At 31.2% G+C, this 12,594-nt stretch carries 13 protein-coding genes; 6 read left to right on the forward strand and 7 right to left on the reverse strand.

Features of this window, described 5'->3' with window-relative positions; genetic code table 11:
- A partial coding sequence (locus ACH5TX_RS01530) for a phosphoribosylaminoimidazolesuccinocarboxamide synthase (protein ID WP_439337795.1) occupies positions 1-609 on the forward strand: 609 nt, incomplete at its 5' end.
- Positions 610-693: 84 nt separating this feature from the next.
- Here ACH5TX_RS01530 and ACH5TX_RS01535 read toward each other — a convergent pair.
- Both ACH5TX_RS01535 and ACH5TX_RS01540 read right to left on the reverse strand, forming a co-directional pair.
- Positions 694-1,239: a cupin domain-containing protein gene (locus ACH5TX_RS01535; RefSeq protein ID WP_439337796.1), complete on the reverse strand. Its 546-nt coding sequence runs from the start codon at positions 1,237-1,239 to the stop codon at positions 694-696.
- An 83-nt stretch (positions 1,240-1,322) separates the two neighbouring features.
- Positions 1,323-2,126 carry a helix-turn-helix domain-containing protein gene (locus ACH5TX_RS01540; RefSeq protein WP_439337797.1) on the reverse strand — a complete coding sequence of 268 codons (804 nt, stop codon included), beginning with the start codon at positions 2,124-2,126 and terminating at the stop codon, positions 1,323-1,325.
- Positions 2,127-2,277: 151 nt separating this feature from the next.
- On the opposite strand from ACH5TX_RS01540, the gene ACH5TX_RS01545 reads away from it, so the two are divergent.
- Positions 2,278-3,117 (forward strand): hypothetical protein, encoded by an 840-nt coding sequence (locus ACH5TX_RS01545; RefSeq protein WP_439337798.1) that lies wholly within the window; start codon positions 2,278-2,280, stop codon positions 3,115-3,117.
- 29 nt (positions 3,118-3,146) lie between these two features.
- On the opposite strand, the gene mnmL is transcribed toward ACH5TX_RS01545, so the two are convergent.
- From mnmL to ACH5TX_RS01565, 4 genes are all read right to left on the reverse strand, one after another.
- The gene (mnmL, locus tag ACH5TX_RS01550; protein ID WP_439337799.1) at positions 3,147-4,088 is read right to left on the reverse strand and encodes a tRNA modification radical SAM protein MnmL/YtqA; all 942 of its coding nucleotides are present in this window, start codon (positions 4,086-4,088) and stop codon (positions 3,147-3,149) included.
- Positions 4,089-4,263: 175 nt separating this feature from the next.
- Entirely contained in the window at positions 4,264-4,944 is a 681-nt protein-coding gene (locus tag ACH5TX_RS01555) for an HAD family hydrolase (RefSeq protein ID WP_439337800.1), read from the reverse strand.
- A 16-nt stretch (positions 4,945-4,960) separates the two neighbouring features.
- Positions 4,961-5,755, reverse strand: a complete 795-nt coding sequence (locus tag ACH5TX_RS01560; RefSeq protein WP_439337801.1) for a carbonic anhydrase — start codon at positions 5,753-5,755, stop codon at positions 4,961-4,963.
- Positions 5,756-5,859: 104 nt separating this feature from the next.
- Positions 5,860-6,948 carry a heparan-alpha-glucosaminide N-acetyltransferase domain-containing protein gene (locus ACH5TX_RS01565; protein WP_439337802.1) on the reverse strand — a complete coding sequence of 363 codons (1,089 nt, stop codon included), beginning with the start codon at positions 6,946-6,948 and terminating at the stop codon, positions 5,860-5,862.
- A 267-nt stretch (positions 6,949-7,215) separates the two neighbouring features.
- Between ACH5TX_RS01565 and ACH5TX_RS01570 the strand changes: the two genes are divergently transcribed.
- From ACH5TX_RS01570 to ACH5TX_RS01585, 4 genes are all read left to right on the forward strand, one after another.
- Positions 7,216-7,470, forward strand: a complete 255-nt coding sequence (locus tag ACH5TX_RS01570) for a DUF4212 domain-containing protein (protein ID WP_439337803.1) — start codon at positions 7,216-7,218, stop codon at positions 7,468-7,470.
- Positions 7,460-9,184, forward strand: a complete 1,725-nt coding sequence (locus ACH5TX_RS01575; protein WP_439337804.1) for a sodium:solute symporter family protein — start codon at positions 7,460-7,462, stop codon at positions 9,182-9,184. Before ACH5TX_RS01570 ends, ACH5TX_RS01575 begins: the two co-directional genes overlap by 11 nt.
- Before the next feature lie 223 nt (positions 9,185-9,407).
- Positions 9,408-11,315 carry an acetate--CoA ligase gene (gene acs, locus ACH5TX_RS01580; RefSeq protein WP_439337805.1) on the forward strand — a complete coding sequence of 636 codons (1,908 nt, stop codon included), beginning with the start codon at positions 9,408-9,410 and terminating at the stop codon, positions 11,313-11,315.
- Positions 11,316-11,410: 95 nt separating this feature from the next.
- Entirely contained in the window at positions 11,411-11,884 is a 474-nt protein-coding gene (locus ACH5TX_RS01585) for an OsmC family protein (RefSeq protein ID WP_439337806.1), read from the forward strand.
- Positions 11,885-11,931: 47 nt separating this feature from the next.
- Here the strand turns inward: ACH5TX_RS01585 and ACH5TX_RS01590 are convergent, their stop codons facing one another.
- Entirely contained in the window at positions 11,932-12,594 is a 663-nt protein-coding gene (locus ACH5TX_RS01590; protein ID WP_439337807.1) for a 3'-5' exonuclease, read from the reverse strand.

The following is a 12,594-nucleotide window of genomic DNA, read 5'->3' on the forward strand; positions in this document are numbered from 1 at the left end:
TATAAATTAGGAAAACGCATGCTTTGTGGTGTACCCATGCCAGAAGGAATGAAGGAAAACGATGCGTTTCCAGAGCCAATAATCACGCCAGCTACAAAAGCAGAAATGGGCGATCATGATGAAGATATTTCTCGTGAAGACATTTTAAAACGTGGTATTGTTTCAGAAGCAGATTACATTATTCTTGAAGATTACACCCGTAAATTATTTCAACGTGGTTCTGAAATTGCAGCATCTCGTGGTTTAATATTAGTAGATACCAAATATGAATTCGGAAAAACCAAAGACGGTAAAATTGTTTTAATAGACGAAATACACACACCAGATTCATCGCGTTATTTTTACGCCGATGGTTATCAAGAACGTCAAGATAGAGGAGAAGCTCAAAAGCAACTATCTAAAGAGTTTGTGCGCCAATGGTTAATAGCTAATGACTTTCAAGGTTTAGAAGGGCAAACAGTGCCTTTTATGAGCGACGAGTATATTCAATCTGTAAGCGAACGATATATTGAACTTTATGAAAACATTACAGGAGAAACTTTTGTTAAGGCAGATGTTTCAAATATTCAAGAGCGTATTGAGGATAATGTTTTGGAGTATTTGAAATAAATACTTAGAAAACTTTAAATAATAAAAAAGACCTTGTTTTTACAAGGTCTTTTTTATTGAGACTATTTTAGTTACTATTAGTGCTTATACAAAGCTAATTCCATGTTTGGCACAAATTTCAGCTACTTTATCAAAATTAGGAGGTCCATCAGGAAGTTTTGCTAATTCTTTAAACATATGCTCTATTCCAGCAGGGAAAGCAGAAGTAATCATTTTAGCTTTTTCTGTTCCTATAACTTTCCATGAATGCGGGATTTCTTTTGGAGCAAAAGCAATATCTCCTTCATTTAAAATAGTTGTTTTTCCATCAACCATTATTTCAATTTGCCCTTTAATGACTCTAAATATTTCATCTTCTTTCGTGTGAATGTGTGGAGGTATTCCAACTCCTGGTTCTACATTATCTACCCATTCAACTATTTGGTTTTCTGTGTCGCTACCTAGTATTTTATGAGTTTGTATATCTCCAATTACGTTTAAAATATCACCATCAGAATCTTTAACAATTTTTGGTTGAGCATGTGTTTTGTTAAGTTTATTAGTTTTTGGATTTTGACATTGAATTATACTTGGAATTAATGCCAAACCTAAACCAATCCCCGAAGTTTTTAAAAATTTTTTTCTGTCCATGATATAAGTTTTTTGCAAAATACATTGGTAATTGTATTGTTGCAATGTGATAATCACGGTAAATTCTTAGAATTTAGGAAAAACTAATTTATTCTTAAAGATGTAGGTGTAATTCCTGTATGAGTTTTAAAAAAGTAGCTAAAATAATCTGGAGAAGAAAAACCTAAATCAAAACTTATCTCCTTAATAGATTTGTTTGAAAATTTTAATTGATGCCTAGATCTCATCAATAATTGTTCAATAATGATACTTTTTGAGCTTACATTTAATACTTCTTGTACACATTCATTTAAATATTTTGGTGATAAATTAAGAAGTTTAGCATAGTACGTTACTTCATGGTTATTCAAAATGTGTTTATCAACGAGTGTTTTAAATTTGTACACAATATTAGTTTTGGAGTTGTTGTTTGAAACTATTGATTTAATATTGCACTGTCCGTCGCAGTATACAAAAAATGTATTTAATAACGATAGTATAGCGTCATCCTTATGGTTAAGATGTGACCCTAAAAGCTCATCAATCATTTCCAAAATTGCTTGTGTTCTTTTCTCAATTCCTGGGCTTAATTTAAATAAAGGTATTTCACCTGAATTGAAAATCCTTATTTTATTAATGTGAAGATTGCTTAAAATAGGACTATTTAAAACATCACTAGGTAAATACAAGATATAACCTGAAGATGTTGAATTGTTTTTTTTGAATATCTTCCATTGATATTTAGGATTGAGGAAGAAAATAGAGTTTGAAACATTTTTATATAAAACACTATCTATTTCAATACCTTCTACTTCATTTTTAATCCAACAAACAGCATAATCATTACTGTTTTGCTTTAAAGTGGTTTCTTTAATTATTTTTGTGATATTAATAAAATCGACTTTCATTTGGTATTAATGCCAATATATTTGTTAGCTTTTGTTTAGCTAAAAATAGCAATTTTTTATAAACTTTTTTTAAGGTTAGTATTTTTAGCTTCAAAATCAATATGTTATATTCACAATTAAATATTTCATCTTTAAACAAAATACACTCTTAATGTACATAACACGTTGTTTAATTTTTATTTACATTTTTGTGTTTGTTTCTTGTAAAGAGTTAAATAGTATAGAGCAATTTATTACTTCAAAAAAATTAGGTTTTCAAATTATAAACCCTGATTTAAAACTAGATACTTCTCCTGAAAACATTGTACTTATTAATGATAGTGTAAACAATATTTTTGAGACTTGGAATCATATTCATAATATTAATAATGAATGGAAAGGAATAACTAAGTCTGGAAGTAATTATAATGTTAGTAAAAAACGAAATGTGTTTTCAAAGTCCTTTAATAGTATTATTGTTAAAAAGTATGGAGATTGGGAGCATCAGCATGCTAATGGTTATGTATTAAAGCCTATAGAAAATAACATTACAATTGCTTCATTAAACAAAATAATTCTAGATATATATTATGATTCTGATTTGAGTAGCATTCCAAATTTAGAAAAAATAAAATCTGTTTATGGACATTTGTTATCAGATACCCAAATAGAGAATTGGGATAATGGATTATTTAATTTTGATATTCAGATTTATACTAAAAGTAAAAATACATTGGCTATGAATGTAACACTTAAAAGAGAACTGTCTGATAGGTGGTTGAGAATTGAAGTGCCAATTAAAAATATGCAATGCTGGAATAAAGATAGACAACCTATTGGACTTAAGAATATTCTTGTAGACACTATTCAATCAATTAATCTAACCGCAGAAACAAAAAGTAGATTGGTTTACCGAAATCTTGATACTAAGAAATTTAATACTGAAACTACTCCAAAACTGTTTAAAGAGATGGCTGTTAGAATAAAGCGATTTGAACTAGAAAAAAAGTAAATTTTAAAATAGTAATTAGTACTAAAGCATTATGGTTTTTCAATATAATGTTTCCCTTGCCATAAATCTTTTTCAATGAGTTTTTTATCAATTTTAGCTACGATCTCAAAATTCTTAAGACCATTCCATTTTGGAGCAATTAATAAATGAGCAGGAGATTCGCTAATAAAGCGTTCAATAATAATTTCAGGCCTTAAAAGCGCAATAAAATCAGTCACTAAATCAATATAAGCTTCTGCAGAATACAAGCTAAACATTTCAGGTTTTTCTTTTAATTGAATAGCCATCATGGTATGCTTTACAACTTGTAATTGGTGTAGTTTTAATGTGTTTATTGGTAATTTTGAAAGTTTGATAGCATGATTTAAAATGTCGTCTTTACTTTCTCCTGGTAACCCAATAATCATATGAGCGCCCAAGTGTATTCCTTTGTCTTTAGAGAGTTGGTAAGCATCAACAGTTTCTTTAAACGTATGGCAGCGGTTCACCATTTTTAAGGTGCTATCTAAAGTGCTTTCAACACCAAATTCTAAAGAAATATAGTAGGTATTAGATAATTCAGATAAAAAACTAATAAGATCATCGTTAATACAATCTGGTCTGGTACCTATTACTAACCCTATTACTTTAGGATGATTAATTGCTTCTAGGTATAATTCTTTTACCAAATTGATATCGGCATACGTATTAGTATATGCTTGAAAATAAGCTAGGTATTGTTGTGTTTTGTATTTCTTAGAAAAAAACGCAATACCACTATCTAACTGTTCACTAATACTTTTACTTGGTTTACAATATTTAGGATTAAATGTATTGTTATTGCAATAGGTACACCCGCCAACACCTTTTGTGCCATCTCTGTTCGGACAAGTAAAACCTGTGTCTAAGGATATTTTTTGAACACGTTCTGAAAATTTATTCTTAATAAAAGAACTATAATCATTGTAGCGTTTGTTATTGTTACCGAACATTAATTAACTTTAAAATTTGAATAGTTTAGCTTAACCTTCTGTTATTTATTGGTTATTCGTTTCTATAATTATTAATTGATGATAACCATCAGAATCTGATTTTTTTAGACATCAAAAATACTAATAGTAAAGCCTAAGAAAATTGACAAAAGTTAGTTTGTGCAGGGGGTAAAATTCAAAATAAAGCTTCCTCCATGATGTCAGCCTTTTTTAAAACAGCATTTAATTCCCAAGGAAGGTTTATAACGAGTTTTGCTCCATTATCAATTAATTCCTTTTTTGTTCTAAAACCCCAAGAAACGCCTACAGCAAACATATTGGCATTATTTGCCGTTTCCATATCGATACCGGTATCGCCTACATAAATAATTTCTTCGGGTTTTATGCCTAAGTTTTTACTTATTTCAAGGGCTTTAATTGGGTTTGGTTTTTTGTGTGCTTCTTTGCTTAATCCTTCTACATATTCAAAATAGTGTGGTAGCAATGTCTTGACTACTTTTTTTGTAAGATTATGTTCCTTATTAGATAATACATTAAGTTTAAGTTTTTGAGATTTTAAGTGTTCTAATAAGTCTATAATCCCATCGTAAGGTTTTGTTTTATCGGTAATATGGTTACGATAAATTTCTATCATAGATTCGGTACTTCTTTTAATTTGTGCTTCATCACGATACATTTCTGGTAAGGCTTTTGCAACGAGACTTCTAATGCCGTTGCCAATAAAATCTTGATAGGCTTCATAACTATGCTTAGGATAATTATAGATTTCAAGAGCTTTATTCATAGCATTTGCTAGGTCTTCAAGAGGGTTTACTAATGTTCCGTCTAAATCGAAAATGACTGCTTTGTAGGTCATGGTATTAATATATAGGTTAATAATTTAATTTAACTTCTCTATCGTTTAATGGTTGTTCATTGCGATAGTTGTTAATAGGCATATTGTTTTTTAATTTCAAAACTTCTGTTACAGATAGAATAACTGGTTCTTTAAATACAATCCAATTAACACCTTCAGTACAAGGCGGTGTGGTTAACGAACCACCATAAGAGTAATAATGTTTTTCATTTAAAAATAAGCTAGATAGATCTATATTGTGATTTATTTTTTTTGTAGCGCCATTTTCAAGAGGTAAAAAGCTTTCAAAGAATTCGAATAACTGACTGTCTTCTCCTTCTTCTCCAAAAATGCCTAAAACAGTAATGTTTCCCGTTTTGCTTACATGTACTAAATGCATTTCAATAGGGTATATAATTCCGTTTATTTTGTGCTCTGAGGGTTCGTGAAAATGAATTTGCTTTAAGTAAAAGGTTTCATTTTTATAATTAATAGAGTCGCCAGTTTCAAAATCAAACTGTATAGAATGCCCATTGTTTTCAACTTCGCTAATACGTGTTGTTGGAGTGTATAATATTTTTAAATCGCCCTTTGAAGCTACTTGATTTGTGTTTTTATGTATAATGTTAATAGGAGATTGATGGTTGCCATCACAATCTGAGTTTTTTTCAATTTCTAGCCAATGTTCGGGAGATGTTTCTCCAGAGTAACTCCAGTGTTTTGCGGTTTCGTGTTGTGCATTATTAGCAAGATGTTCTTTTTTTTCATTTTTGCATGAAACAGCTGTTATTAAGAAGCAAAATATCACTAATAGGTTGATTTTACTATTCATATAAATAATATTGAAGATGTTTTTTAAGACATCAAAAATAGTAATTGCAAGATCTAAGAAAACTGACAAAAGTTAGCTTAGCTATTTATATTTTAGTGAATGTGTTATTTTTTGAATTTATCTGTTAGTTTTCTGGCTAGATTGTAAACAAAATGATTTGTTTTTACATAATAAAAAGAAATAAAACAGACTGTAGCTATAAAAAGTAAAGCTCCAATAATTGCTTCAATAGGCGATAATGATTGATTTAAAAATCGTTTTAAGCCATACCCCGTATAACTTCCAAAAAGAATAATAAAGTGTATAACGTAAATGGAGAGTGTTTTTTCTCCTATTCTAGAAATAATAGATTGTTTTAAAAACTTTTCGAAAGAATAAAAAATACCAAAGAGAATTAGCACATTTCCAAATCGGGTAAATAGGTAATTATAATCGGCACTTAATTTTAATAATTCAATACCTGTATATTTATTTAGTTTTAAAAGAAACCATGTAGAACAAAACATAAGTAAAAGCCCCATTGTAAAAAAGGAAACTATGGTAACTATTTTAAAACGATTACGATGCACATGTCTAAAAAACACGGTAGAAATAAAAGCTCCAAAAGCAGAATAGCCTAGCCAAGGTAAAATGGTGAAAACAGAGCCGTTTATTTTGGTCATATAGTTGGCAATAATAAGCGGTAAATTATCTATAACTAAATTTCTGTATAAGGGTTCAGACAAAAAGGAAAGACATCCAATTACTAAAAGGACACAGGAAAATAAGTAGCTGTATTTTTTTAATAGAACATGTAAACAAACTAAAATGATTAAAGAGAGGCCAATACATTGCAATACGTCAACTACTAAAAAATAAGAATTAAAATGTCCATAAAACCAACTCATTAAATTAACCCTGAGACTATAACCAATAATAATAAGTAGTAAGCCCCTAAAGAGTCCTTTTTTTATTCTGGGTTGGTCATTGCCTTTAGCATGAGCTCTTAGCAGTAAATATGTAAATATTAAACCAGAAATAGTAAAAAATACAGGAGCTGTAATACCTCTAAAGTAAGACCATATAAGAAAAGCAGTGTTAGATGTGTCTTTGTAAATAGGGTCAATAAGTGTGTCAATAAAGTGTCCCTGAAGCATCATTAAGATGGCAAATGCTCTTACGGCATCAATAAAATATAAACGGTTGGTATGCAATACAATTTGGTTTGGTTGAGATAAAGATACTTTTAAAATTTAAAATAGCTATAATAATATATAGGTTTAAAACCTCTACATTATTTTATTTTAGTACATGTAGGCACATGACAGTATATATTATTTTTAATATTATATTAGCCACCTTATACGTGTTTTTTAATATTATAAATATGATTTTTGATAGTTTTTGATAAAATATTTATTAAAATTATAGAAAATTTACAAAACTAAATTTTAGAATAACCAACTAAACTAATTACCAAAATGACAAAAAGCAATGCAAAAGCCTATTGGAAAGAAAACATAAGGTATGTTCTCATACTTTTAGCAATATGGTTTGTAGTCTCTTTCGGAGCAGGAATTTTATTTAAAGACACATTAAACACTATTAGAATTGGAGGGTTTAAACTAGGTTTCTGGTTTGCGCAACAAGGTTCTATGTATGTCTTTGTTGTTCTCATATTTGTATACGTTCGTTTAATGAATAAACTTGATAAAAAATACGGATATGATGCATAGTTTATTAGTTGAAGGCATAGGTGTGCAAAATTGGACGTACATTTTAGTAGGCGTTACATTTGCAATTTATATAGGTATCGCTATCTGGACCCGAGCAGGATCTACCAAAGAATTTTATGTTGCAGGAGGTGGTGTTTCACCTTTAGCTAACGGAATGGCAACAGCTGCCGATTGGATGAGTGCTGCGTCATTTATTTCTATGGCAGGAATCATTTCTTTTGATGGCTATGATGGTGCTGTGTATCTTATGGGATGGACAGGAGGTTATGTGCTTTTAGCATTATTATTAGCACCATATTTAAGAAAGTTTGGAAAATTTACAGTGCCCGATTTTATAGGAGATCGTTACTATTCTAACACCGCACGTCTAGTAGGTGTTATTTGTGCACTTTTAGTATCGTTTACGTATGTTGCAGGACAAATGAGAGGTGTAGGACTTGTGTTTTCTCGTTTCTTAGAGGTCGATATTAATACAGGTGTTATTATAGGTATGTTAATTGTATTATTTTATGCTGTATTAGGTGGTATGAAAGGTATCACATATACGCAAGTAGCGCAATACTGTGTATTAATTTTCGCTTTTATGGTACCCGTTATTTTTATATCTATTCAAATGACAGGAAACCCAATACCTCAATTAGGATTTGGTAGTACATTGGCAGATGGTTCAGGTACTTATTTACTAGATAAATTAGATGGCTTAAGTACCGATCTTGGTTTTGCTGAATATACAGAAGGTTCTAAATCTACTATAGATATTTTTGCAATTACATTTGCCTTAATGGTTGGTACAGCAGGTTTACCACATGTTATTGTGCGTTTCTTTACAGTTAAGAAAGTTAAAGATGCTCGTAAATCGGCAGGCTTAGCATTATTACTTATCGTTATTTTGTATACAGCTGCTCCAGCAGTATCTGTTTTTGCTAGAACAAACATGATTGAAACGGTTTCTAACCAACCCTATGCTAACATGCCAGAATGGTTTAAAAAATGGGAAACTACGGGTTTAATTGTGTTTAACGATAAAAATAATGATGGTATCATTCAGTATGTAGCCGATGAATCTGTTAATGAATTAAAAATAGATAAAGACATTATGGTTTTGGCTAATCCTGAAATAGCAAAACTACCAAATTGGGTAATAGCTTTAGTAGCGGCAGGAGCATTGGCAGCAGCTTTATCAACAGCAGCAGGATTATTATTAGTAATTTCATCATCAGTTTCTCATGATTTAATTAAGAAAATAGTAAATCCTAATATTTCAGAAAAAGGAGAACTAGTAGCTGCACGTTTATCGGCAGTAGTAGCAGTATGTGTTGCAGGTTATTTCGGAATTAATCCACCAGGCTTTGTGGCAGCAACAGTTGCTTTAGCCTTTGGTTTAGCCGCAGCATCCTTTTTTCCTGCCATTATTTTAGGAATTTTTTACAAAAAAATGAATAAAGAAGGCGCTATAGCTGGTATGGTTGTAGGTATTGTAGCCATGTTGTTATATATGGTGAAATATAGATTAGGCTGGTTTGATGATGTTGTACCAGACAAAAGCGAATGGTGGTTTGGTATTTCTCCCGAAGGATTCGGTACTGTTGCCATGGTTTTAAATTTTATAGTATCTATCGTTATTATGAAATTCACACCAGATCCGCCACAAGACGTACAAGAAATTGTAGAAAACATAAGAATACCAAGTGGAGCAGGAGAGGCAACACATTAATGCTTAATTTGGGCGTTACCACAAGGGTCGGGCTTTCTGTTGCAAGTCCTCCCTCGTACCTCGCTGTGGGCTTTTCACGTCAATCCCTAACGCGGGGCTAACCGCTGTTAACAGTAATTATCAATAGCTTAATGTTCTCCACCAAAAAGGGCGACATTAAATTATTATTTTACTATTTTAGAACACAAATTCATAATACCAACAAAAACTTCAAAATAAAACCATGAGTAATTATCACATAAAACACTTAGAAGAATACTATCAAGTCTATAGAAAATCGGTTAGAGAACCAGAAAATTTTTGGGAAGAAGTAGCCGAAGAACATTTTATGTGGCGAAAAAAATGGGATAATGTTTTAAGTTGGGATTTTTCAAAACCAGAAGTAAAATGGTTTGAAGGAGCAGAATTAAACATAACAGAAAACTGTATTGATAGGCATTTAGCAACACGTGCTAATAAAACAGCCATTTTGTTTGAACCTAACGATCCTAAAGATCCTGCAGAACATATTACATATAAGCAATTGCACGAGCGTGTTAATCAGTTTGCTAATGTGTTAAAAGATCAAGGTATAGAAAAAGGAGATCGTGTTTGTATCTATTTACCAATGATTCCAGAATTGGCAGTTTCTGTTTTAGCTTGTGCGAGAATAGGAGCTATACATTCAGTGGTATTTGCAGGTTTTTCTGCAACAGCATTATCTACTAGAATAAATGATTCCGATTGTAAAATGGTTATTACATCTGATGGTTCATACAGAGGAGCAAAAACTATCGATTTAAAAGGTATTGTAGATGAAGCACTAGAAAGTTGCGATGGTGTACAATCTGTTTTAGTAGCAAAACGAATTAACACAGAAATTAATATGGAAGCGGGTCGAGACCAATGGTTGCAACCGCTTTTAGATAATGCTTCTATAGAGTGCGACGCAGAAACAATGAATGCTGAAGATCCATTGTTTATTTTATATACATCAGGTTCTACAGGAAAGCCAAAAGGTATGGTACATACAACAGGAGGTTATATGGTGTATACAGCCTATACTTTCAAAAACGTATTTCAATACAGAGAAAATGATGTGTATTGGTGTACTGCCGATATTGGTTGGATTACAGGACATAGTTATATTTTATACGGACCTTTAGCAAACGGAGCTACTACCGTGATGTTTGAAGGGGTGCCAAGTTATCCAGATTTCGGACGTTTTTGGGAAGTTGTAGAAAAGCATAAAGTAAATCAGTTTTACACAGCACCAACCGCTATTAGAGCTTTAGCAAAACAAGGATTGGAGTTGGTAGATAAATATGATTTGTCATCACTTAAAGTATTAGGCTCTGTAGGAGAACCTATTAATGAGGAAGCGTGGCACTGGTATAATGATAATATTGGGAAAAATAAAAGTCCTATTGTAGATACTTGGTGGCAAACAGAAACAGGCGGTATAATGATTAGCCCAATTCCGTTTGTAACACCAACAAAACCAACCTATGCAACTTTACCTTTTATAGGTATACAACCAGCGTTAATGGACGAAAACGGAAAAGAATTAAAAGGTAATCAAGTAGACGGACGTTTATGTATTAAGTTCCCATGGCCAAGTATGGCACGAACTATTTGGGGGAATCATCAACGTTATAAGGACACGTATTTTTCAGCTTATGAAAATAAATATTTCACAGGTGATGGTGCATTACGCGATGAGGTTGGATATTACAGGATTACAGGTCGTGTAGATGATGTTATTATTGTTTCAGGACATAATTTAGGAACAGCACCAATTGAAGATGCTATTAACGAGCATCCAGCAGTTGCAGAATCTGCTATTGTAGGTTTCCCTCACGATATCAAAGGAAATGCATTATACGGTTATGTTATTTTAAAAGATGTTGGTGAAACTAGAGACCATAATAATGTACGTAAAGAAATTAACCAAATTATTACAGAACATATAGGGCCTATTGCTAAATTAGATAAAATTCAGTTTACAAGTGGTCTACCAAAAACACGTTCAGGAAAAATTATGCGTCGTATTTTACGAAAAATTGCTTGTAATGATACTAGTAATTTAGGTGATACGAGTACACTTTTAAATCCGGAAGTAGTTCAGGAAATTATAGATAATGTAAAATAGGTTATTAAACCAATTAAATATTAAACCGTATTACCATAAATTAGTGGTGATACGGTTTTTCTTTAATTAATAATTATATAAATAAAAAATGTTTTATGAATCATACTTTTAAAGCTCAGGTAAATTGGGAAGCATCAAAGAATGAAACAACTACTAATTCAAGAACATTTAGTAGAGCTCATGTTGTTAAAATAGATAATAAAACTGCAGACTTAAAGGTGTCGGCTGCAAAAATGTTTAGAGGAGATAGTGAGCTTTATAACCCAGAAGATCTATTACTTTCAGCATTAGCTTCTTGTCATATGATGTCTTATTTATATGTGTGTTCGCAAAACAGTATTGAGGTTTTGTCTTATACCGATAATGCTGAAGCTATTTTAGAAGTAGAAGCATCAGGTAGTGGGCATTTTACTAAGGCAATTTTAAACCCAATAATTACAATAAAAGATGAAACAAAAAAGCAACTAGCTTTAAGTTTACACGAAAAAGCGAATAGTTTGTGTTTTATTGCTAATTCTTGTAATTTTCCTATTACCCATAATGCTCAGGTTTTAGTTGAAGATAAATAAAGTAACTTTTTATATACTTCTTAAAGCTTATTTAAAAAAGAAAATTACTATCTATTCAACAAATATCCCCAGCTTAAATGCTTCTTTTTATCAAGTCGCGATAAAATTTTAAAAAAAACAAATGCTGTAATAAGTGCGTCTCCAGTGGCAGTATGTCTATCTTCGGTAGGCACATTAAGTTCCTTACATAGATAGTCTAAAGTATAAGGTTTCGTGTTATCTTGATAAATAATATGTAATGATTTTTTGTATAAAACGCCGGTGTCTATAAACTTGTTTTTTAATTTTCCTAAACCATGTCTTAATAACATTTCGTTTATCATAGTTCTATCAAAATTGGCATGATGTGCAATTAAAACATCATTTTTAATGTAAGCCAAAAAGGTTTTTATAGCCTTTAACTCGGATACTTTATTTAGTTTTCCTTTTTTCATTAAACCGTGTATTTTAACGGTTTCAGCTTTAAAAACATCTTGTTCTAAATAAAGTTCTAGGTTCTTGTTTACATCAATTGTTTTTCCAATAAAAGATACAGCTCCAATAGATAAAACCCGATCTTCTTTTTTATCAAAACCTGTAGTTTCAGTATCAAACGCTATAAAGCGCGATGTGGTAATATCTTCATTATTTTTATGCTTAAAATAATTAAGATATTCCAGCCAAAAATCGGGGTATTCTTTTTGCTTTTTAAAAGGCCAATTAAAATTCAT

Origin of the sequence: Thalassobellus citreus, assembly GCF_044385915.1 — a bacterium.
GTDB lineage: Bacteria > Bacteroidota > Bacteroidia > Flavobacteriales > Flavobacteriaceae > Thalassobellus > Thalassobellus citreus.